The sequence below is a fragment of the Streptomyces sp. NPDC052496 genome, assembly GCF_040679095.1.
In the GTDB taxonomy this organism is placed as follows: Bacteria; Actinomycetota; Actinomycetes; order Streptomycetales; family Streptomycetaceae; genus Streptomyces.
Window position 1 is genome coordinate 90,527 of record NZ_JBFAUH010000003.1, and the last position, 20,824, is coordinate 111,350.

A 20,824-nucleotide genomic window follows, 5' to 3' on the forward strand; every position below is an offset into this window, starting at 1 on the left:
GGTACGGGCCGTGTCCGGGCCGCACCCGCCCTCCTGGCTCAGTGGCCTTCGGCCGGTACCGTCCCGAGCCGGCCCGCCTGGAAGTCCTCGAAGGCCTGGGCCAGTTCGGCGTGGGTGTTCATGACGAACGGGCCGTAGTGCATCATCGGCTCGCGGATCGGCTGCCCGCCGAGCAGCACGACCTCCAGGTTGGGGCTGCGGGACTCCTGCGTGGCGTCCGCCCGGAGGGTGAGCGAGTCGCCGCCGGGGCCGAACACGACGGCCTGCCCGGTACGGAACGGCCGCCCGAGCGGGCCCGCGGTGCCGCGTCCGGCCAGTCCGTACGCCAGCGCGTTGAAGTCCGACCGCCAGGGGATGGTCACCTCGGCCCCGGGATTGACCGAGACGTGCATCATCGTGATCGGGGTGTGGGTGATGCCCGGCCCCTCGTGACCGTCGATGTCACCCGCGATCAGCCGCAGCAGCGCGCCGCCGTCCGCCGAGGTGAGCAGCTTGACCTGGCCGCCGCCGATGTCCTGGTAGCGCGGCGCCATCATCTTGTCCTTCTTGGGCAGGTTCACCCACAGCTGGAGACCGTGGAAGAGCCCGCCGGTCATGACCAGCGCCTCCGGCGGCGCCTCGATGTGCAGCAGGCCGGAGCCGGCCGTCATCCACTGGGTGTCACCGTCGTTGATCACGCCGCCACCGCCGTGCGAGTCGCGGTGGATGAAGCTGCCGTCGATCAGGTACGTGACGGTCTCGAAGCCGCGGTGCGGGTGCCAGGGGGTGCCCTTGGGCTCGCCCGGCGCGTACTCCACCTCGCCCATCTGGTCCATCATGATGAACGGATCCAGGTACGTGTAGTCGATGCCGGCGAAGGCGCGGCGTACCGGGAAGCCCTCCCCTTCGAAACCGCTCGGCGCGGTGCTGACGGCGAGCACGGCGCGCGGCCGGGCGCCGGCGGGCGCCGATACCCGCGGCAGGGTCAGCGGGTTCTCTACGGTCACTGCGGGCATGACGGCCTCCTCGGTCGTTCGGCATTCAACTTAGTTGAACTCTGAACAACCTGCAAGGCGTCGCCCATTCCCGGCCCGCGAACAGCAACAAAGGCGCAGGTCACAGCGGTGTACAAAACCGGTAGGCCGGGCCGGAGGGACGGGCGCGGCAACGGAAGGAGTGCGGCGGCACCGTACGGAACCGCCGCCCGGCGTGCGTCAGCCGTACATCCGGCGCATCGCGAAGTCCACCATCTGCTCCACCGACTTGGCGTCGAAGACCATGCGGTGGTCGCCCTCCATGTCCAGGACGAAGCCGTACCCGGTGGGGAGCAGGTCCAGCACCTCGGCGCCGGTGATCACGAAGTACTTGGACTCCTTGCCCGCGTACCGGCGCAGCTCCTTGAGCGAGGTGAACATCGGGATGACCGGCTGCTGGGTGTTGTGCAGCGCCAGGAACCCGGGGTTGTCGCCGCGGGGGCAGTAGACCTTGGAGGTGGAGAAGATGCCCTGGAAGTCCTCCGCCGACATCGAGCCGGTGGTGAAGGCCCGTACCGCGTCGGCGAGGGAGGGCGGGGACGGCTCGGGGTAGAGCGGCTGCTCGCCATAGCCGCCGGGGGCCGGGTGCTGCGGCGGGGGCGCACCGTACTGCTGCTGCCCGGCGCCCGCGTTCTGGTCGTAGCCGTACATGCGGCACAGCGTACTGAGTCGGCGCGGCGCGTACGCGCCGCTACGTTGGAGGAGCTCCGAGTCCGCCGACCGATCGAGGCCACCCACCGATGACCGACCGCGACCGTCCGAAACCGCGCATCACCCGCGGTGGCGTGCTGCTCACCGTCACCGCCGTGTCCGCCTGCGGGCTGATGCTCTTCGGCGCCCTCCAGCTCAAGCAGGCGGGGGCCGCCTGGTCCTTGACGTACGAGGCCACCTCCACCGGCGGCCCGCCGGAGGCCGCCGAGGTGCGCTACCGGCACTCGGACAGCGGTGACGAGCGCGAGGAGAGGGCCGGCGGGAAGCGGCTGCCCTGGCGCGAGACGGTGGTCGTGGACGCCGGCGAGGAGGCGTGGGTGGAGGTACGGCCGGCCGGGAAGGGTACGGCGTCCTGCCGGATCCTGCTGGACGGCCGGCGGCAGGTCGCCTCGGGGAAGTCGCCGGGGCCGGGCGAGCCGGCCGTGTGCCGGGTGACCACCAGTGACACGGCACAGAAGTGGCAGTAGGGGAGTAGGGGAGGGCGGGAGGGCCGCTCGGCCCTACCGGCCGGCGCGAACAGGGCACCCCGGACCCCGGCGGCGTACGGCAGGGGCCCTGGCGGTGCGCAGGGACGCTCGTCACAGATGGGCGGTCAGGGGTTGCTTCTTATTACCGACGGGTAGCATCATCGTAGCTACTTGCTGGTATTGCGTTTGAGGTCCCGCGCTTCCAAGCGCTGGGTCTCCTCCCGAACCTTACGGAGCCGTACCCATGGGCCACTACAAGTCGAATCTCCGCGACATCGAGTTCAACCTCTTCGAGGTGCTCGGCCGCGACAGCGTGTACGGCACCGGACCGTTCGCGGAGATGGACGTCGACACCGCCAAGAGCGTGCTGAGCGAGATCGCCCGGCTCTCCGAGAACGAGCTGGCCGACTCCTTCGCCGACACCGACCGCAACCCGCCGGTCTTCGACCCGGACACCAACACCGCACCGGTGCCCGACACCTTCAAGAAGAGCTACCAGGCGTACATGGACGCCGAGTGGTGGCGCCTGGGCATCCCGGAGGAGATCGGCGGCACCACCGCGCCGCGCTCCCTGCTGTGGGCCTTCGCCGAGACCATCCTGGGCGCCAACCCGGCGATCTGGATGTACGCCTCCGGCCCCGCCTTCGCGGGCGTGCTCCACGAGGAGGGCACCGAGGAACAGCACAAGATCGCCCAGCTGATGGTGGACAAGCAGTGGGGCTCCACCATGGTGCTGACCGAGCCCGACGCGGGCTCGGACGTCGGCGCCGGCCGCACCAAGGCCATCCAGCAGGCGGACGGCACCTGGCACATCGAGGGCGTCAAGCGCTTCATCACCTCCGGTGAGCACGACATGTCCGAGAACATCGTGCACTTCGTGCTGGCCCGCCCCGAGGGCGCCGGTCCGGGCACCAAGGGCCTGTCGCTGTTCATCGTGCCGAAGTACGACTTCGACTGGGAGACCGGCGAGCTCGGCGAGCGCAACGGCGTCTACGCCACCAACGTCGAGCACAAGATGGGCCTGAAGGCCTCCAACACCTGCGAGATGACCTTCGGCGCCAACCACCCGGCCAAGGGCTGGCTGCTGGGCGAGAAGCACGACGGCATCCGCCAGATGTTCAAGATCATCGAGTTCGCGCGGATGATGGTCGGCACGAAGGCCATCGCCACCCTCTCCACCGGCTACCTCAACGCCCTGGAGTACGCCAAGGAGCGCGTGCAGGGCCCCGACCTGGCCGCCTTCACCGACAAGACCGCGCCGCGCGTCACCATCACCCACCACCCCGACGTGCGCCGCGCCCTGATGACGCAGAAGGCGTACGCGGAGGGCATGCGCGCCCTGGTGCTCTACACCGCGACCGTCCAGGACGAGATCATCGCCAAGGAGGCCGCGGGCGAGGACGCCTCCGCCGCGACCCGCCTGAACGACCTGCTGCTGCCGATCGTCAAGGGCTACGGCTCGGAGAAGTCCTACGAGCAGCTGGCCCAGTCGCTCCAGACCTTCGGCGGCTCCGGCTACCTCCAGGAGTACCCGGTCGAGCAGTACATCCGGGACGCCAAGATCGACACCCTCTACGAGGGCACCACCGCCATCCAGGGCCAGGACTTCTTCTTCCGGAAGATCGTCCGCGACCAGGGCCAGGCCATGACCGCGCTCTCCGAGGAGATCAAGAAGTTCCTCGCGGAGGCCGTCGGCGGCGAGGCGCTGGAGGCCGCCCGCGGCGAGCTGGCCAAGGCCGCCGCCGACCTGGAGGCGATCGTCGGCGCGATGCTGACCGACCTGGCCGCCACCGAGAAGGACGTGAAGTCCATCTACAAGGTGGGCCTGAACACCACCCGCCTGCTGATGGCCTCCGGTGACGTCGTCATCGGCTACCTGCTCCTGAAGGGCGCGGCGGTCGCGAGCGAGAAGCTGGCGGGCGCCTCCAGCAAGGACAAGCCGTTCTACGAGGGCAAGATCGCGGCGGCGAAGTTCTTCGCGCACAACGTGCTGCCCGGCGTGTCCGTGCAGCGTGGCCTGGCCGAGACCGTCGACCAGTCGCTGATGGAGCTGGACGAGGCCGCGTTCTGAGGTGACCCGAGGGGCCTGGCGCGCTCTGCGGGTCTTCTAAGAGCGGCTTAAAACCCGTCCGGAAAAAACCGGTTTACGGGACGCTCTCACAACGTTCTCAGACAAGCGCGCCAAGCTGGCGTTGCCCGCCTCCCATCCCCCGGGGAGGCGGGCATCGTCGTTCGGGGGGCTTTGGGGAGGGCGTCCGGAAGGTTGCCGTCCGGAAGGGGCCATCGGCCGTCCGGAAGGGGGCCGTCCGGAAGGGGGCCGTCCGGAAGGGGGCCGTCGCCCGGCACCGTACCCAGGGGCCGACCACCGGACCACCCGACCATCCGGCAGCCCACGCCCGAACTGCCCCGGCAGCCGGCCACCGGACTGCCCGAAAGGGCAGCAGGGGTTCCCATACCGTGATGCATGCCGATTCGTATACCGGGGAAGGGCACCCGCTAGTCCTTATGCTGAAACCATGAGCCATTCCCCTCGCTTCGACCGCGGCCACACCGACGACCTGATGTCCTTCCTCGCCGCCGCCCCCTCGCCGTACCACGCGGTGGCCAACGCGGCCGAGCGGCTGGAGAAAGCGGGCTTCCGGCAGGTCGCCGAGACCGACGCCTGGGACGGGGAGAGCGGCGGCAAGTACGTCCTGCGCGGTGGGGCGATCATCGCCTGGTACGTACCGGAGGGCGCCACCGCCGCCACTCCGTTCCGCATCGTCGGCGCCCACACCGACTCGCCCAACCTGCGCGTCAAGCCGATCCCGGACACCGGCCACCGCGGCTGGCGGCAGGTCGCCGTCGAGGTGTACGGCGGCACCCTGCTCAACACCTGGCTCGACCGCGACCTGGGCCTGAGCGGCCGCGTCACCCTGCGCGACGGCAGCACCCGGCTGGTCAACGTCGACCGCGCCCTGATGCGCGTCCCGCAGCTCGCCGTGCACCTGGACCGCTCGGTCAACGCCGACGGCCTCAAGCTCGACAAGCAGCGCCACATGACGCCGATCTGGGGCCTGGGCGAGGTGCGCGAGGGCGACCTGGTCGCCTTCGTGGAGGAGGAGATCGGGGTGCCCGCCGGCGACATACGCGGCTGGGACCTGATGCTGCACAGCATCGAGCCGCCGGCCTACCTCGGCCGCGACCGCGAGCTGGTGGCCGGGCCGCGGATGGACAACCTGCTGTCCGTGCACGCCGGTACGGCCGCGCTGGCGGCGGTCGCCACGTCCGGTGAGGAGCCGCCGTACATCCCGGTGCTCGCCGCCTTCGACCATGAGGAGAACGGCAGCCAGTCCGACACCGGCGCCGACGGCCCGCTGCTCGGTACGGTGCTGGAACGTTCGGTCTTCGCCCGCGGCGGCTCGTACGAGGACCGCGCCCGCGCCTTCGCCGGCACGGTCTGCCTGTCCTCCGACACCGGCCACGCCCTGCACCCCAACTACACCGAGCGGCACGACCCCGGCCACCACCCGCTGCCCAACGGCGGCCCGATCCTGAAGGTCAACGTCAACCAGCGCTACGCCACCGACGGCAGCGGCCGCGCGGTCTTCGCAGACGCCTGCGAGCGGGCCAGCGTGCCGTGGCAGTCCTTCGTCTCGAACAACGCGATGCCCTGTGGCACCACCATCGGGCCCATCACCGCCGCCCGGCACGGAATCGCCACGGTCGACATCGGTGTTGCCATCCTGTCGATGCATTCGGCGCGCGAGCTGTGCGGCAGCGAGGACCCGCACCTGCTGGCCAGCGCCCTGACGGCCTTCCTGGAGGGCTGAGTTGGACTTCTCCCTGCTGGGCCCGATATGCGTCACCGCCGGCACCGGTGAGCTGGCGCTCGGACCCGCCAAACGGCGCAGCGTGCTCGCGCTGCTGCTGTTGCAGCCCAACACCACCGTTCCACTGGAGCAGTTGATCGACTCGCTCTGGGAGGAGGAACCACCCGAACACGCCCGTACGGTCGTCCAGGGCCACGTCTCGCGGCTGCGCGCGACGCTGGCCGAGGGCGGCGCCGAGGCGTACGGCATCGAGCTGACCACCCACGGCTCGGCGTACCTGCTGCGCCTGCCCGAGGAGCTGATCGACGCCCACCGCTTCGCCGAACTGGTCGCGCTGGCCCGCCCCGAGGCGGCCCCCGGCGACGCGGTGCCGCTGCTGCGCGAGGCGCTCGGCCTGTGGCGCGGCCCCGCGCTCACCGGCACCGTCACCAGCCCGCCGTTCGCCGCCGCCGCGCACGCGCTGGAGGAACAGCGGCTGGCCGCCACCGAGGCGCTGGCCCGGGCCCACGGCGCGCTCGGCGAGCACGAACAGGCCGCGGCGATCCTCTACACCGCCGCGGTCAACAACCCGCTGCGCGAGGGCATGGTCGCCGAACTGATCCGCGCGCTGTTCCGTACCGGACGGCAGTCGGACGCGATGGAGTGGTTCCACCGGACCCGGCGGCTGCTCGACGAGGAACTGGGCGTCGGCCCGGGGGCGCGGCTCAAGGGCGCGTACGAGGAGATCCTGCGCGCGGAGGAAGCGGGAGCCGCCGGACGTACGCGGGGCGGTGCTTCCGGCACCGGCCGGGGCGGCGCGACCGCGACGGCGCGCGGCGCCGGGGCCGGCGCCGGGGCCGCGGCAGGCGGTGAGCCCCCGGCGGATCCTCGCGTGGCCACCGGGACCATCGGGGCCACCGGTACCCCCGGCACCGCCGCTGCCGACCCTCGCGTACCCGACCAAGGCGGGCGCGGGCCCGCGGGCGGCACCCCCGGCCGGGCCGCCGGACCGCCCGCCGTACCCCGCCTGCTGCCCCGGCCGCCCGCCCGCTTCCTGGGCCGCGAGCAGCAGCTCGCCGCCCTGACCAACGTGGTGCAGTCCGCCGTACCCGGCGAGAGCCCGCTCGCCGTCGTCACCGGACCGGCCGGCGTCGGCAAGACCGCCTGCGCGGTCCAGTGGGCGCACGCGTACGCCGGGGCCTTCCCCGACGGCCAGCTCTTCGCCGACCTGCGCGGCTTCAACGAGGGCGCGGCGGCCGAACCCGTCGAGATCCTGCGGGACTTCCTGCTCGCGCTCGGTACGCCGCCGGAGCGCGTACCGACGTCCGCACAGTCGGCCTCCGCGCTCTTCAGGTCGCTGGTGGCCGAACGCCGGCTGCTGGTCGTCCTGGACAACGCGCAGAGTTCCGCGCAGGTACGCCCGCTGCTGCCCGGCGGCGCGCACTGCGCGACGGTGGTCACCAGCCGCAGCCGCCTGGACGGCCTGGTCGCCACCGACGTCGCCCGGCCGGTGCCCGTCCAGGCGCTCGGCGCGGCGGAGGGCAGCGCGCTGCTCGGCGCGATGCTCGGCGCGGAACGGGTCGCCGACGACCCGGACGCCGCACAGGAACTGGTCGCCCTGTGCGACGGGCTGCCGCTCGCCCTGCGCGCGGCGGCCGCCCAGCTGACCGCCCGTCCGCGCTGGCGGCTGGCCCGCCTGGCCGCCGCCCTGCGCGACGAACGGCGGCGCCTGGCGCTGCTGTCCGCCGAGGACACCGGTGTCGCGGCGGCCCTGCGGATGTCGGTGGCCCGCCTGTCGGCGGACGACGCGCGGCTGCTCAGCGCGCTCGCCGCGAACGCCGACGGCCACCTGAACGCGTCCGTGGCGGCGGCCCTGGCCGGTTCCGATCCGGAGGACATCCAGGAGGGCCTGGACCGGCTCACCGAGATGCACCTGGTCGACGAGGAGGCCACCGACGTCTACACGATCAGCACCCTGACGCAGCTGTTCGCCCGCGACGAGGGGACGGACGGGGGAAGCACCGGGTGAGGCACCGGAGGAAGCACTGGGGGAAGCATCGGGAGAGGTACCGGAGGAAGCACCGGGAGCGCACCGGGGAATGAGCGGGCGGGGGCTGTGCGGCTCCCGCCCGACAGCGGGCGGGTGGACGGGTCCTGACGGAGCCTGACGGGTCCTGACGCACCCAGACGAGTCCAGACGAACCCGGAGATTCCAGCAGCCTTCCAGCAGCCCCCGCTCCCCTCGTCCCGCCCGGCCTGTTCCCTTCCCGGCCGGTTCCCCCTACCGTCTGCGGATGCGCATGATCAAAAGCCGCTCCGCAGCCGCTGCCGCCGCTCTCGCCTGCACGGTGTCCCTCGTCGCCGCCCACTCCGCCACCGCGCGGACCGCTTCCACGCCGGCCACCGGTACCGGCTCCCCGGCCACCGCCGTCCGCACCCCGGCCTGGCAGCAGGTGGGGGACGGCATCACCTCCGGGGTCAGCGGCCTCGCCGTCGTACCGGGCGCCCGGGCGGGCCGTACCGACCTCCTGGTGGCCCGCGACAACAAGGAGCCCGGCGAGAACCGGCTGGCCACCGTACGCCTGCGGCCCGGTGACCGGCCCCAGGTGCGCCCGCTGGCCTGGGAGGGCAGCGAGATACCCGTCGACCTGGAGGGGCTGGACGCGGTCCCGGGCCGGCCCGGTGAGTTCGTCGCCCTGGCCAGCGACGGTACGGGTTACCACCTGCGCCTGAACGCGGCGCGTACTGCGGCCCGCACCCTCGGCACGTTCACCGTCCCCGGCGCCTCGGAGGACGACAATTATGAAGGCTTCGCGCTCACCTACCGGGCGCACCGGCTCGTCGCCGTCTGGGCCGACCGCGGCGAAGGCAGCCGCCCCGGCACCCTGCACGCCGCCCGGCTGGACCTCGCCCGCCACACCTTCTCCGCCCCGGTCACGGCGGCGTTCCGCGCCCCGTACCCCGCCGAGCACGTACGGCACATCAGTGACCTCACCATCGGCGCCGACGGCGCGCTCAAGGTCTCCTCGGCCTCGGACAACGGTGACGACGGCCCGTTCGACTCCGCCCTCTACGACGCGGGTACGGTGTCCGTCGACGGCCGGGGCACGGTGCGGCTGTCCGTACGGAAGACCCCGAAGTCCCTCGGCCGCTACCCCGGCCACAAGATAGAGGCACTGGCCTGCCTGCCGCACTCCCGCCACGGCGTGCTCGGCACCGACGACGAGAATGCCGGCGGCGCGCTGCGCACCGTCACCGGCGGCCCGTGCTGAAGCGCTGCTGTGCCCTACGCGCTGCCCGCATGTGCCGAGGCGCTGTCCCGTAGTGGCGCGCCGGTTCCGTTAGGGAAGCGTTAGCCAGGCGCCAGGGGTTCACGTCAAGGTGGCAGCACACCACGCAGGAGAAGCAGCGACCCCGGGAGACCCCATGCCGCGCCACACCGTTACGGAGGCCGCCACCGCCCTACGCGCTCGCCGCCGTGCCGACGGCGGGCGTGCCCGTACCCGTACGCTGCGGACCGCTGCCGCCGGGCTCACGGCGGTGGCCGCGCTCGGCCTGCTCACCGCCTGCGGCGGGCAGGAGGCGCTCAGGACCAGCGACGCCAAGCCGTTCCACCCCTTCGGGAAGGACTCCGGCGGGTCGGACGAGCCGCTGGGCCCCGGCATGCCCAGCGGCTCCCACACCGACCAGGCGGCCCGGAGCGGCAGCCACCCGGCCTGCGACCCCTCGAAGGTGGTGGTCGCCGCCAAACCGCTCCCGCAGCCGCCCGGCCGCCTCCTCCTCCAGGTCACCAACACCTCCGGCGCCCCCTGCGACCTGTACGGCTACCCCCGTCTGCGGGGCGGCGGCGCCCCGGCCACCGCGCCGAGCGGCAAGGGCGCGCCCCGCACCCCGCTCACCCTCTCCCCTGGCGGCACGGCGTACGCCGCCCTCACGCCGGCCTCCGGCGCCTCCGCCCAGGAAGTGCACACCCTGTCGGTCGGCTTCACGGACCGCGCCGGGCACGGCATACCCGGCGGCCGGGCGCACGTACGGATCCCCGGCGGCGTGCGGGTCGACGGCGGGGCGCGGGTCACCTACTGGCAGTACGACGTGAACCGCGCGATCCGGCCGTGACGGACCGCCCTCCTGGCTCACGCGATTGGCGCCTCCGGGCCCGGGTACCCGGTCAACGACCGGCCCGGAACATCCACTTGCGTACGGAGGCACAACCATGGGCATCGGATGGTGCATCGGTCTGCTCGCGCTGGGAGGCATCCTGACCTTCGCGGTGGACTGGCACATGGCCGGAGTCAACCTCCACCTCGTCGGCCTGATCCTGATGGCGGTCGGCATCATCGGCATCGCGGCGTACGTCAGCATCTTCAAGCGCCGCCGGATGCAGCCGCCCAGCCCCGCGGCCCCCGTGGTCGAGGAGACACACCGGATGCACTACGAGGACTGACGGCAACCACCAGCGACCACCGGCAATCAACCGCCTCGCGCCCGACTCCTCGCCCCTAAACTCCTTCGACACGTCGGGCCGCCGCGAGGATCGTGTACCCCATGCGACTGCGCCAGGACGACGTATGGGACGAAGAAGCCGCTCGCACGTACGACACACCCGGCACCGGCATGTTCGCGCCGGAAGTGCTGGACCCGGCCGTGGACCGCCTCGCGGAACTCGCCGCCGGTGGCCGCGCCCTGGAGTTCGCCATCGGCACCGGCCGCGTGGCCATACCCCTCGCACAACGCGGCGTACCGGTCACCGGCATCGAACTCTCCCGGCCGATGATCGACCAACTACGCACCAAGGCCGACGAGGCAACCGTCCCGGTCATCGCCGGCGACATGGCGACCACCACCGCCCCCGGCCCGTTCCACCTCGTCTACCTCGTCTTCAACACCATCTCCAACCTCCTCACCCAGCCCGGACAGGTCGCCTGCTTCCGCAACGCCGCCCGCCACCTCGTACCGGGCGGCTGCTTCGTCATCGAACTGGGCGTCCCGGACCTGCGCCGCCTCCCACCCGGCCAGCAGGCCATGGTCTTCGCCACAGAACCCGGCTACCTCGGCGTAGACACCTACGCCCCCCTCACCCAACACCTCACCTCCCATCACATCCGCTACGACCGATCCGGCCGAGCCCGCCTCACCCGCTCCCCCCACCGCTACATCTGGCCCGCCGAACTCGACCTCATGGGCCAACTCGCCGGCTTCACCCTGGAGTCCCGGCACGCGGACTGGAAAGGGGGCGAGTTCACGGCGGAGTCGGGGTCGCATGTGTCGGTTTACCGGCTGCCGGGCGCCGCATAGCCGCGCACGCGGTTTCGCCCCCGGACACGCAACGGGACGCGTACCTGACGCATGAGCACGTTGGCGTCGGTCCGTGCGCTGCACGTCTCACAGCCGGGGGTGGGGAATCCGTACCCGGAACACGAAAAGGATCGACGCGTCGATCCGTGCCGTATTCGGAAATGCGACATTCCCCCCCCCCACGTGATCATTACCAATGAGGCCCCCTCCGCAGGCTGCCTCCTGAAAGAAGAAAAGCGACAACGCCGGTCACTGCCGGCGGAACGCCCCCGACGGCTCTGGCGCCCCGCCCGTCACTCGCTATGGTGGCCTAGCCATGCCACCGACACACGCACCGCCGAATCCGCACCGCTGAACGCAGTGACATCACTGGGGGACCACATGACCGCACGCCGCTTCCGACGTCCCGCCGCGTATGCGGTGCTGGCCGTTGCGATGGCTGGATCGCTTGCTCTGACCGGTTGCTCCGGGAATTCGAAGAGCAGTAAGACCTCGAAGAAGTCGTCGTCGAAGTCTTCGAAATCCTCGTCGAAGAGCAAGAAGAAAAAGATCATCGGGGGTGGCGCGGCAGCGGGTGCGGGCGCCGGCACGGCGGCCGGTTCGCGGGGGGCGCGGGCCTGTGGGCCCGGAATGTTCCGCTTCGAGGTGTACGCGCACGCGCCGAACGATCATGTCGTGATCAAGGCCGTGAACACCAGCAGCACCCGCTCCTGCCTGGTCTACAACCACCCCCTGGTCCGCTTCGACGGCGCCAAGAACCCGCTGCCGCTCCTCAAGGGCAGCAACGTCATGGGCGGGGACGTGGAGACCGTACGGCCCAAGGGCACGATCTGGGCGAGCATCCCGACCGCCACCGCCGCGCAGAAGGGCAGCGGCAAGAAGACGTACGCGACGATCGAGTTCAGCGGCAGTGATGTGAACGGCTCCCCGAAGGGGCCGCCGCAGCGCGTCGACTTCCGTAACGCGCCGGTGGCGGTGGGCACCTCCCAGGTCACGCACTGGCAGAGCACGCTGAACCGGGCGGAGAGCTACACCGAGCCCAAGGGGTAGCGACCGATCCCCAGGCCTGGAGAAGGCCGCGGGCCCGGGGCCTCCCCCGGGCCCGCGGCCTCCGTCATCCGGCCGCGCCCTCGTCCATCCCCGCCAGCACCAGCGCCAGCCGGCCCGTGCCGCCCTCGGCCACCCGTACCGGGACACCCCAGTCCTGCTGGTGCACGTGGCAGGCCGGGTACTCGATCGCCGGGTCGTCGTCGCAGGACGCCGCCATCGCCGAGACGTGCAGCACGCCCTCCGTCACGCCGTCCGCGAGCACCAGGTCACGGCTGAGGTCGGTGTCCGCACCGTCCCCCGAGGCCAGCAGCTCCGGCGGCGTCGAGCTGACGAGCAGACGGGTGGACGGGCCGTACCGGAGGTCCAGCTTCTGGCCGGCCGGGGCCTGGAAGATGACGTCCAGGCGGAGCTTGCCGGGGCCCACCTCGGTCGCCGCGCGCTGCGTACGGTGCGCGACCGACTCGACCCGTACGGCCTCCTCGGGCAGCCGCAGCCGGGTCAGCCGGTGCCGCGCCGACTCGACCACGACGATCTCCGGGTCGCCGGAGCCCTCGTCCCCCACGAGCACCGCGTCCGACGGCTCCCGCAGGTCGGTCGCGAGCGTGCTGACCTCGCCGGTCGCCGGGTCGTAGCGGCGCAGCGCGTGGTTGTACGTGTCGGAGACGGCCACCGAGCCGTCGGGCAGCGCGGTGACGCCCAGCGGGTGCTGGAGCAGCGCCTGCGCCGCGTCGCCGTCGCGGTGTCCGAAGTCGAACAGGCCGGTGCCGACCGCGGTGTGCACGACGAGGTCGGTGTCCAGCCAGCGGACCGCGCTGGTCTCGGAGTCCGCGACCCACAGCCGGTCACCGGCCGCCGCCAGCCCGGACGGCTGCGCGAACCACGCCTCCGCGGCCGGCCCGTCCACCAGGCCCTCGTTCGTCGTACCGGCGACCGCCTCGACGGTCCCGGTGGCCGGGTCGTACGTCCACAGCTGGTGCACGCCCGCCATCGCGATCCACAGCCGGCCCTGCCACCAGGCCACGTCCCACGGCGAGGACAGATCGACGTCGAGGGCGGAGCCGGAGGTCGCCGAACCCTGCCACCACTGCTTGCCGGTCCCGGCCACGGTCGCGATCTCGCCGGTCTCCGGGTCGAACGTACGGATCGCGTGGTTGACGGTGTCGGCGACGGCCACCTTGCCGTCCGGCAGCAGCGCCAGGCCCTGCGGCTCGCTGAAGGAGTCCGGGCCGAAGCCGCGCTCTCCGTTGCCGATCCGGCGCAGTACGGTCTCGCCGTCCGCGGCCAGCTCCACGAGCTGGTGGCGGGTGGTGTCCGAGACGAGGAACGTGCCGCCGGGCAGGCGCAGCGCCTTGCCGGGGAAGCGCAGGTCGGTGGCGACCGGCTCCGGCGGCACGTACGGCCCGTCCCCGCGCCGCAGCGTCCCCTTCGCCTCGTGCTCCGCCTCCAGCTCCGCCACCAGCGTCTCGATGGCGTGCGCATGCCCCTCACCGGCGTGCTGCGCGACGACGTAGCCCTCGGGGTCGATCACGACGAGCGTCGGCCAGGCCCGAACCGCGTACTGCTTCCAGGTGGCCAGCTCGGGGTCGTCCAGCACGGGGTGCTCGACCTCGTACCGCTCCACGGCGTCCACCACGGCCTGGTGCTCCGCCTCGTGCACGAACTTCGGCGAGTGCACCCCGATGATCACCACGGTGTCCCGGTGCCGCTCCTCCAGCTCCCGCAGCTCGTCGAGGACGTGCAGGCAGTTCACGCAGCAGAAGGTCCAGAAGTCGAGAATGACGATGCGTCCCCGCAGGTCAGCGAGGGTGTAGTCCTTACCACCGGTGTTCAGCCAGCCGCCCTTGCCGATCAGCTCGGGAGCGCGGACACGGGCACGGCGCGGGGTGTTCGAAGCGGGGGCGGCGTCGTTCATGGTTCAAGGGTGCCACTTGGGCATGAACACGCGGTCACGGGAGTACTGCGTGCGGGGCGGGCAGCCGGCACGCCGGCCGGCCGGCGTCCCCCTCACGTCCACCCCGCCTCCAGCTCCGTCCCGTGTTCCGTGCGCATGTGGTGTCTGATCAGGACTCGGGCGTCCGTTTCGGCGCTGTGGTCGTGGGTGGCCGCCGCGCGGCGGCGGGTCGTGTCGAGGTCGGTGCAGCGGGGGCAGCCCGCTTGCGGGGTGAACCGCCGTGTGGTGACCGCTTCTGCCATGGGGTCATGGTCCGCGCGTGGCGGCCCGTGGCGGGGAAGGACCCGCGCAGGGGGCGTACAAGGTCACCTGGCTGTACGGGCCGGGCGGCGGCGTGTCCCGGGGTGTACGGGTGCTTCCGGGCGGGGTGGGCGGGAACATGGCCGGCATGAGGTTTCTCGTGCACGACCGGATCTTCGGCATCGGGGACGATTACTGGATCGACGACGAGCACGGGCGGCACGTCTATCTCGTCGACGGCAAGGCGCTGCGGCTGCGGGAGACGTTCGAGCTGCGGGACGCCGAGCGGCGGGTGCTGGTCACCATCCGCAAGAAGTGGCTCGCGCTGCGGGACACCATGACCCTCGAACGGGACGACCGGCCGCTGGCCACCGTCCGGCGCAAGCGGCTGTCGCTGCTGCGCAACCACTACCGGGTGGAGCTGGTGGACGGCACCGAGCTGGACGTCAGCGGCAAGGTGCTGGACCGGGAGTTCGCCGTCGAGTACGACGGCGAACTGCTGGCGGACATCTCGCGCCGGTGGCTGTCCGTGCGGGACACGTATGCGGTGCAGGTGGTGCGGGAGGACGCTGATCCGGCGCTGCTGATCGCGGTCGCGGTGTGCGTGATCCGGCTGGCGGAGCGGGAGAGGGGGGTGGGGTGAGAGGGGCGAGGATGAGGAGGGGGTGACGGGGAGCGGAGTCAGGGGGTGGGGAGGCCCAGGACGCGGTCGCGGAGGGCCGGGAAGTCCGCGCGGGTCTTGCTCACCTTGGCCGGATCCAGCTCGACGGTCAGGACTTCCTCGTACGGACCGGCCTCCGCGAGGACCTCGCCCCACGGGTCGACGACGACGCTGTGGCCCGCCTGCTCGACGCCGCCGTTGGTGCCGGCCGTGCCGCAGGCCAGTACGTAACTCTGGTTCTCCACGGCGCGGGCGCGGGCCAGCAGGGACCAGTGGGCGCGGCGGCGGGCCGGCCAGCCGGCGGGGATGACCAGGGTCTGCGCGCCGGCGTCCACCAACTGCCGGAAGAGTTCGGGGAAGCGCAGGTCGTAGCAGGTGGCCAGGCCCAGCGTCGTCTCGGGCAGCGGGACGGTGACCACCGTGTCGCCCGCGCCCATCAGGACCGCCTCGCCCTTGTCGAAGCCGAAGCGGTGGATCTTCCGGTAGGAGGCGGCGAGTCCGCCGTCCGGGGAGAAGACGAGGGAGGTGTTGTAGAGGGTGCCGTCGGGGGCCCGTTCGACGAAGGAGCCGGCGTGCAGCCAGACCCCGGTGTCCCGGGCGGCCTGGGACATGGCCTGGTAGGTGGGGCCTTCGAGCGGTTCGGCCTCGTCGGCGAACGTCTCGAACGCGAAGGCGCCGACCGGCCACAGCTCGGGGAGGACGACGAGATCGCCGACCGTACGCTCACGTACCAGTGAACCGGCCCGCGCACGCCGTACGTCGGCCGGTTCCGCCGGGTCCACGTGCATCTGGATCAGTGAAGCGCGCACAGTACCACCGCCTAAGCATTCGAACCGGTCCGCCGTCAAAAACCGACCTACGATGGTCACCCGAAAGCGCTGCCCGGGTGCCCGTGCGCAGCGTAACTTAACTGCACAGACAGCTGCCCGCGTACGAACCGTCCGAGGTGTCCGTGACCGTCCATCCCAGCCTGCAGCCCTCCATCGACGCCTGGACGCACTCCATCGAAGCGATATCCGAGCTGGTCAAGCCCCTTGTCGAAGGGGAGTGGAACCGGGCAACGGACCTCCCGGGATGGTCCGTTCGCGACATCGTCTCGCACATCATCGGCCTGGAGAGCGAGATGCTGGGGGATCCCCGGCCCATCCACTCCCTGCCGCGCGATCTCTACCACGTACGCACGGAATTCGCCCGCCGGATGGAGCTCCAGGTGGACGTCCGGCGGCATCACACCGGTCCGGAGATGACCGCCGAGCTGGAGTACATGGTCATCCGCCGCGCGCGGTCGCTGCGCAACGAGACCCGCGATCCCGAGACGGTGCTGCGTACCCCGCTCGGTGAGGACCGCACGCTCGCGTACGCCCTGCGGCAGCGGGCGTTCGACGTCTGGGTCCACGAACAGGACCTGCGCCACGCGCTGAACGTGCCCGGCAACCTCGACTCCCCCGGCGCCCAGCTCACCCGCGACCTGCTGCTGCTCGCGCTGCCGAGGGTGGTCGCCAAGGACGCGGGCGCGCCGGCCGGTGCGGCAGTGGTCTTCGACGTGAGCGGCGCGCTGGAGTTCATGCGCACGGTACGGGTGGACGCGCAGGGCAACGGCTCGATCGACGAGAGCGTCTCGCTCGGCCCGGCGGTGACGCTGGCCATGGACTGGGAGACGTTCTACCGGCTGGCCTGCGGCCGGGTGCGGCCCGCCGCCGTCGCCGAGAAGGTGAAGATCGACGGCGACCGGCCGCTGGCGGAGGCGGTGCTGGGGCACTTCGCGGTCACGCCGTAGGAGACGGGGGCCGCGCGGCCGCTGTCGTCACACCGGTACGTGCACCGCCTCCACCCGGCTGGCCACCAGCCGCTCGCGCTCCCGCCGGTGCGCCCGGCCGCGCAGCCGCAGGATCTGCGCGGCGCCCAGTGCCTCCAGGACGAAGACGGAGGCGAACGCGATCCGGTAATTGTCGCCGGTGGCGTCCAGCAGGACGCCGATGGCCAGGAGTGTCGTCATGGAGGCGGTGAAGCCGCCCATGTTGACGATGCCGGAGGCGGTGCCCTGGCGTTCCGGCGGGTTGGCCGGGCGGGCGAAGTCGAAGCCGATCATCGAGGCGGGGCCGCAGGCGCCGAGCACCACGCACAGGACGATCAGCAGCCCTACGGGCGCGTGCTCGCCCGGCCAGGCCAGCGTGAGCGCCCACAGGAGGGCGGTGGCGGCGACGGTGCCGAGCGCCAGCGGCGTACGGGCGCTGTGGTGACGGGCGATGACCTGCCCGTAGACCAGGCCGACGACCATGTTGGACAGCACGACCAGGGTGAGCAGTTCGCCCGCTTCGCCGCGCGTCAGCCCCTGCGCCTCCACGAGGAACGGCAGGCCCCACAGCAGCAGGAAGACCATGGCGGGGAACTGGGTGGTGAAGTGCACCCACATGCCCAGCCGGGTGCCGGGCTCGCGCCAGGCGTCGGCTATCTGGCGGCGGACGAAGGCGGCGCCGGTGTGTGTGGCGGGCGCGGGGGCGGGCTCGTAGCCCTTGGGGTGGTCCTTGAGGAAGGCCAGCACCAGGGCGAGGACGGCGATACCGCCGAGCGCGCTGGACGCGAAGGTCGGTGTCCAGCCGAAGGTGTGCAGCAGGCGGGCCAGGACCAGGGTGGAGACGAGGTTGCCCGCCATGCCGATGAGGGCGGCGATCTGGGCTATCAGCGGGCCCCGGCGGGCCGGGAACCAGCGCGCGCCCAGCCGCAGCACGCTGATGAACGTCATCGCGTCACCGCAGCCGAGCAGCGCCCGCGAGCCCAGCGCCATGGCGTACGACTGCGACAGCGCGAAGCCGAACTGGCCGACCGTGTACAGCACGACGCCCAGGATCAGCACCTTCTTGGTGCCGAGCCGGTCGACCATCAGGCCGACGGGTATCTGCATGCCCGCGTACACGAGCAGTTGGAGGATGGAGAAGGTGGAGAGCGCGGAGGCGTTGATGTGGAAACGTTCCGCCGCGTCCAGTCCGGCGACGCCCAGGCTCGTCCGGTAGGTGATCGCCACGAAGTAGACGGCGACGCCGATGCCCCAGACGGCCATCGCTCTGCGGCCGCCGGGCGGGTCGCCGGGCAGCAGGGTGCCCTGGCCCGGGGCGGTGCCGCTCATCGGACGTCTCCCTGTGCCAGGTTCCGCACCCAGCTGACGTGGCGGTGCACGGCGTCCACGGCCGCCGCCGCGTCCCCGGCGCGCAGCGCCTGGAGGATCTCGCCGTGCTCCGCGATGTTCTTCGCGATGCGGTCCGGGTTGGCGTGCATCACGGCGACGCCCATCCGCAGCTGCCGGTCCCGCAGCTGCTCGTACAGCCGGTCCAGGATCTGGTTGCCGGCGCTGCGCACGATCGCGGCGTGGAAGCAGCGGTCGGCGACGGAGACGGCGGCGAGGTCGCCGGCGGCGGCCAGCTCGATCATCTTCGCGAGCTGCTCCTCCAGCTCGGCGATGAGGGCGGGGGAGGCCGGCACGGCCTTGCGCGCGGCGTGCTCCTCGACCAGCAGCCGGGTCTCCACCACGTCCGCGATCTCCTGCGCGGAGACCGGCAGGACCATCGCGCCCTTCTTCGGGTAGAGCTTCAGCAGCCCTTCGACCTCCAGGCGCAGCAGCGCTTCCCGTACGGGTGTGCGCGAGACGCCGACGGCCTCGGCCAGCTCCCCCTCGGTGAGCAGCACGCCGCCTTCGTAGTGCCGCTCCAGTACGGCCTGCTTGACGTACGCGTAGACGCGTTCGGCGGCGGGCGGGGTTTTGCTCGGGGTAGAGGTGGGGGTGGTGGCGCGATCGGGAGCGTTCGTGGTGCGTGGGGTGTCCGGGGCAGAGGTGACCGGAGCGGCGGCTGATGGCATGCGCACAGCATAGATACAACACGTATGCGTCAGGGAGGGGGTCCAGGATGCGGACGGGTGCGGCGGCGGGGCGCGGGGGGCGCTCAGTGCTGGTGGGCCGACAGTTCCTCGGCGCGGTCCAGGGCGTACGCCCAGATCAGGTGGCGTACGCGGGGAGCGCTGCCGGGCCGGGTCAGGCTGCGGGCCCGCGCCTCCAGCTCCTGGTCCTCCTTGGTCCCGCGCTCCAGGTGCTGGCGCAGGTGCTCCCGCTCGGAGACGACGGTGAACGTCTCCAGGAAGAGCGTCGGATTGTCCATGTCCTCGTACAGGCCCCACATGGTCGCGCCCGTCCGCCGCCGTGCCTGCCCCACCGGCCGCATGGCCCGGATGAACGCCTCCGCGTTCACCCGCTCCACCTGCCACTCCACGATGACCATCACCGGCCCGATGTTGCGTCCGGGCGTCTGCATGGACTCCGGTTCGGGCCAGTGCTGGACGTGCTCCATGTCGATGTGGCCGGTGGGCATCGGCATCGTCCGCATGCCCACGACCGTCGTCAGCGCCAGGCCGATGCCCGCGATCACGAACGCGCTCCGGACGCCGAACCAGTCGGCCACCAGACCCCAGCCCACCCCGCCCAGCGCCTGGCCGCCCATGAAGACCAGCTGGTAGTACGCGAGCGCCCGGGTGCGGGCCCAGACGGGGAGCAGGATCTGCGCGGAGGCGGAGAGGGTGGACAGCACCGCCACCCAGGCCAGGCCGGAGACGATCAGCGCGATGGCGACGACGGCCGACGACGTCACCAGTCCGATCACCGCCATGGTGGCCGCGTAGAAGATCATCGCGACGGTGACCAGGCCGTTCGTCGTCGTACGGGGCCGGACCGCGGGCAGCGCCAGCGCGCCGCCCACCGCGCCCACCCCGACACAGCCCAGCAACAGCCCGTAGCCGCCCGCGCTCATGCCCAGCGGGCCGCGGGCGATCGCCGGGAGCAGCGCCCACAGCCCGCCCGCGAAGAGCATGAACAGCCCGGAGCGGCCGAGTACGGCACCGAACATCGGTGCCCTGCGCACGTACCGGGCGCCCGCCCGGATCGCACCCCGTACGTGCTCCGAGCCCAGCGGCCGGTGGGTGGCGGGCCGGCGCCAGGCGTAGAGGACGACCATGACGCCCAGGAAGGACAGGGCGTTGATCCCGAAGGTGGCCGCCGGGCCCGCCGCCGAGATCAGCAGGCCGCCGAGGGCCGGTCCGGCGGCCCGGGCGACGTTGCCGTTGGCGCTGTTGAGGAGGGCCGCCTGGGGGATCTCGTCGCGGCTGACCAGTTCGGGCTGGATGGACTGGAAGGAGGAGATGCAGAAGGCCTCGCCGACCCCCATCAGGGCGGTGAGCAGGAGCAGCAGGGTCGGGGTCGCCCGGTCGCCCGCGGTGACGGCGGCCAGGCCGGCCGCGCCGAGGAACATCAGCAGCTGTCCCCCGAGGAGCAGCCGCCGCTGGTCGAGGATGTCGCCGAGCGCTCCCGCGGGCACCACCAGCGCGAAGACCGGCAGCGTGGTGGCCGTCTGGACGAGGGCCACCTCCAGCGGCCCGCCGCCCAGGTCGCCCATCAGCCACTGGGCGCCGACGGTCTGCATCCAGGTGCCCATGTTGGCGGCGAGCTGGGCGATCCACAGCGCCCGGAACATCCGGCGGCGCATCGGGGCCCACGCCGAGGGTTCCGGACGGTCCGCCTCCGGGGGAGCTTCCTCCGGGGGCGGCTCGTCCAGCGTGGGGGGCTGATTCACCGGAAACGCTCTCCTCGCCGTGGGCACCGACCG

At 72.0% G+C, this 20,824-nt stretch carries 20 protein-coding genes; 11 read left to right on the top strand and 9 right to left on the bottom strand.

The window, feature by feature from the left end:
* Positions 1-38 precede the first annotated feature (38 nt).
* Positions 39-995 (bottom strand): pirin family protein, encoded by a 957-nt coding sequence (locus AB0L45_RS05790; protein WP_365836523.1) that lies wholly within the window; start codon positions 993-995, stop codon positions 39-41.
* 198 nt (positions 996-1,193) lie between these two features.
* Positions 1,194-1,664, bottom strand: a complete 471-nt coding sequence (locus AB0L45_RS05795; protein ID WP_003980379.1) for an SseB family protein — start codon at positions 1,662-1,664, stop codon at positions 1,194-1,196.
* An 89-nt stretch (positions 1,665-1,753) separates the two neighbouring features.
* Here AB0L45_RS05795 and AB0L45_RS05800 point away from each other — a divergent pair, with 89 nt between their 5' ends.
* The 8 genes from AB0L45_RS05800 to AB0L45_RS05835 all read left to right on the top strand — a co-directional run bounded on the left by AB0L45_RS05800 (position 1,754) and on the right by AB0L45_RS05835 (position 11,277).
* Positions 1,754-2,191 (top strand): hypothetical protein, encoded by a 438-nt coding sequence (locus tag AB0L45_RS05800; RefSeq protein ID WP_365836525.1) that lies wholly within the window; start codon positions 1,754-1,756, stop codon positions 2,189-2,191.
* A 244-nt stretch (positions 2,192-2,435) separates the two neighbouring features.
* A complete protein-coding gene (locus tag AB0L45_RS05805) occupies positions 2,436-4,262 on the top strand; it encodes an acyl-CoA dehydrogenase (RefSeq protein ID WP_365836527.1) in 1,827 nt (608 codons plus the stop codon).
* 445 nt (positions 4,263-4,707) lie between these two features.
* A complete protein-coding gene (locus AB0L45_RS05810) occupies positions 4,708-6,003 on the top strand; it encodes a M18 family aminopeptidase (RefSeq protein ID WP_365836529.1) in 1,296 nt (431 codons plus the stop codon).
* A 1-nt stretch (position 6,004) separates the two neighbouring features.
* The gene (locus AB0L45_RS05815; protein WP_365836531.1) at positions 6,005-8,011 is read left to right on the top strand and encodes a BTAD domain-containing putative transcriptional regulator; all 2,007 of its coding nucleotides are present in this window, start codon (positions 6,005-6,007) and stop codon (positions 8,009-8,011) included.
* 265 nt (positions 8,012-8,276) lie between these two features.
* Positions 8,277-9,254 (top strand): hypothetical protein, encoded by a 978-nt coding sequence (locus AB0L45_RS05820; RefSeq protein ID WP_365836533.1) that lies wholly within the window; start codon positions 8,277-8,279, stop codon positions 9,252-9,254.
* A gap of 154 nt (positions 9,255-9,408) precedes the next feature.
* Positions 9,409-10,098 carry a DUF4232 domain-containing protein gene (locus AB0L45_RS05825; protein ID WP_365836535.1) on the top strand — a complete coding sequence of 230 codons (690 nt, stop codon included), beginning with the start codon at positions 9,409-9,411 and terminating at the stop codon, positions 10,096-10,098.
* 97 nt (positions 10,099-10,195) lie between these two features.
* Positions 10,196-10,426, top strand: a complete 231-nt coding sequence (locus AB0L45_RS05830) for a DUF6458 family protein (protein ID WP_003980373.1) — start codon at positions 10,196-10,198, stop codon at positions 10,424-10,426.
* A gap of 107 nt (positions 10,427-10,533) precedes the next feature.
* Entirely contained in the window at positions 10,534-11,277 is a 744-nt protein-coding gene (locus tag AB0L45_RS05835) for a class I SAM-dependent methyltransferase (RefSeq protein WP_365837038.1), read from the top strand.
* Positions 11,278-11,570: 293 nt separating this feature from the next.
* On the opposite strand, the gene AB0L45_RS05840 is transcribed toward AB0L45_RS05835, so the two are convergent.
* Positions 11,571-11,831 (bottom strand): hypothetical protein, encoded by a 261-nt coding sequence (locus tag AB0L45_RS05840; protein ID WP_365836537.1) that lies wholly within the window; start codon positions 11,829-11,831, stop codon positions 11,571-11,573.
* A gap of 76 nt (positions 11,832-11,907) precedes the next feature.
* Here AB0L45_RS05840 and AB0L45_RS05845 point away from each other — a divergent pair, with 76 nt between their 5' ends.
* On the top strand, positions 11,908-12,327 hold the full coding sequence (locus AB0L45_RS05845; protein WP_365836538.1) for a DUF4232 domain-containing protein: 420 nt from the start codon (positions 11,908-11,910) through the stop codon (positions 12,325-12,327).
* A gap of 64 nt (positions 12,328-12,391) precedes the next feature.
* Here AB0L45_RS05845 and AB0L45_RS05850 read toward each other — a convergent pair whose 3' ends face one another.
* Both AB0L45_RS05850 and AB0L45_RS05855 read right to left on the bottom strand, forming a co-directional pair.
* Entirely contained in the window at positions 12,392-14,239 is a 1,848-nt protein-coding gene (locus AB0L45_RS05850; protein WP_365836540.1) for an NHL domain-containing thioredoxin family protein, read from the bottom strand.
* Between the two features lie 92 nt (positions 14,240-14,331).
* Positions 14,332-14,520 carry a hypothetical protein gene (locus tag AB0L45_RS05855; RefSeq protein WP_365836542.1) on the bottom strand — a complete coding sequence of 63 codons (189 nt, stop codon included), beginning with the start codon at positions 14,518-14,520 and terminating at the stop codon, positions 14,332-14,334.
* Positions 14,521-14,666: 146 nt separating this feature from the next.
* Between AB0L45_RS05855 and AB0L45_RS05860 the strand changes: the two genes are divergently transcribed.
* Positions 14,667-15,161, top strand: coding sequence for an LURP-one-related family protein (locus AB0L45_RS05860; protein ID WP_365836544.1), 495 nt, complete (start codon positions 14,667-14,669; stop codon positions 15,159-15,161).
* A 38-nt stretch (positions 15,162-15,199) separates the two neighbouring features.
* Here the strand turns inward: AB0L45_RS05860 and AB0L45_RS05865 are convergent, their stop codons facing one another.
* A complete protein-coding gene (locus AB0L45_RS05865) occupies positions 15,200-15,988 on the bottom strand; it encodes a carbon-nitrogen family hydrolase (RefSeq protein WP_365836546.1) in 789 nt (262 codons plus the stop codon).
* A gap of 143 nt (positions 15,989-16,131) precedes the next feature.
* Here AB0L45_RS05865 and AB0L45_RS05870 point away from each other — a divergent pair, with 143 nt between their 5' ends.
* Positions 16,132-16,956 (top strand): maleylpyruvate isomerase family mycothiol-dependent enzyme, encoded by an 825-nt coding sequence (locus tag AB0L45_RS05870; protein WP_365836547.1) that lies wholly within the window; start codon positions 16,132-16,134, stop codon positions 16,954-16,956.
* 27 nt (positions 16,957-16,983) lie between these two features.
* On the opposite strand, the gene AB0L45_RS05875 is transcribed toward AB0L45_RS05870, so the two are convergent.
* The 3 genes from AB0L45_RS05875 to AB0L45_RS05885 form a co-directional block, all read right to left on the bottom strand.
* Positions 16,984-18,303: an MFS transporter gene (locus AB0L45_RS05875; protein ID WP_365836549.1), complete on the bottom strand. Its 1,320-nt coding sequence runs from the start codon at positions 18,301-18,303 to the stop codon at positions 16,984-16,986.
* A complete protein-coding gene (locus tag AB0L45_RS05880) occupies positions 18,300-19,031 on the bottom strand; it encodes a GntR family transcriptional regulator (RefSeq protein ID WP_365836551.1) in 732 nt (243 codons plus the stop codon). The genes AB0L45_RS05875 and AB0L45_RS05880 overlap by 4 nt, the downstream gene beginning before the upstream one ends.
* Before the next feature lie 83 nt (positions 19,032-19,114).
* The gene (locus AB0L45_RS05885; protein ID WP_365836553.1) at positions 19,115-20,791 is read right to left on the bottom strand and encodes an MFS transporter; all 1,677 of its coding nucleotides are present in this window, start codon (positions 20,789-20,791) and stop codon (positions 19,115-19,117) included.
* Between the last annotated feature and the right edge of the window lie 33 nt (positions 20,792-20,824).

What these genes read in the sequence shown, in the direction of transcription:
- AB0L45_RS05790 (WP_365836523.1), bottom strand. Translation starts at nt 995, where the DNA reads ATGCCCGCAGTGACCGTAGAGAACCCGCTGACCCTGCCGCGGGTATCG.
- AB0L45_RS05795 (WP_003980379.1), bottom strand. Translation starts at nt 1,664, where the DNA reads ATGTACGGCTACGACCAGAACGCGGGCGCCGGGCAGCAGCAGTACGGT.
- AB0L45_RS05800 (WP_365836525.1), top strand. Translation starts at nt 1,754, where the DNA reads ATGACCGACCGCGACCGTCCGAAACCGCGCATCACCCGCGGTGGCGTG.
- AB0L45_RS05805 (WP_365836527.1), top strand. Translation starts at nt 2,436, where the DNA reads ATGGGCCACTACAAGTCGAATCTCCGCGACATCGAGTTCAACCTCTTC.
- AB0L45_RS05810 (WP_365836529.1), top strand. Translation starts at nt 4,708, where the DNA reads ATGAGCCATTCCCCTCGCTTCGACCGCGGCCACACCGACGACCTGATG.
- AB0L45_RS05820 (WP_365836533.1), top strand. Translation starts at nt 8,277, where the DNA reads ATGCGCATGATCAAAAGCCGCTCCGCAGCCGCTGCCGCCGCTCTCGCC.
- AB0L45_RS05825 (WP_365836535.1), top strand. Translation starts at nt 9,409, where the DNA reads ATGCCGCGCCACACCGTTACGGAGGCCGCCACCGCCCTACGCGCTCGC.
- AB0L45_RS05830 (WP_003980373.1), top strand. Translation starts at nt 10,196, where the DNA reads ATGGGCATCGGATGGTGCATCGGTCTGCTCGCGCTGGGAGGCATCCTG.
- AB0L45_RS05840 (WP_365836537.1), bottom strand. Translation starts at nt 11,831, where the DNA reads ATGATCTTTTTCTTCTTGCTCTTCGACGAGGATTTCGAAGACTTCGAC.
- AB0L45_RS05845 (WP_365836538.1), top strand. Translation starts at nt 11,908, where the DNA reads ATGTTCCGCTTCGAGGTGTACGCGCACGCGCCGAACGATCATGTCGTG.
- AB0L45_RS05850 (WP_365836540.1), bottom strand. Translation starts at nt 14,239, where the DNA reads ATGAACGACGCCGCCCCCGCTTCGAACACCCCGCGCCGTGCCCGTGTC.
- AB0L45_RS05855 (WP_365836542.1), bottom strand. Translation starts at nt 14,520, where the DNA reads ATGGCAGAAGCGGTCACCACACGGCGGTTCACCCCGCAAGCGGGCTGC.
- AB0L45_RS05860 (WP_365836544.1), top strand. Translation starts at nt 14,667, where the DNA reads ATGAGGTTTCTCGTGCACGACCGGATCTTCGGCATCGGGGACGATTAC.
- AB0L45_RS05875 (WP_365836549.1), bottom strand. Translation starts at nt 18,303, where the DNA reads ATGAGCGGCACCGCCCCGGGCCAGGGCACCCTGCTGCCCGGCGACCCG.
- AB0L45_RS05880 (WP_365836551.1), bottom strand. Translation starts at nt 19,031, where the DNA reads ATGCCATCAGCCGCCGCTCCGGTCACCTCTGCCCCGGACACCCCACGC.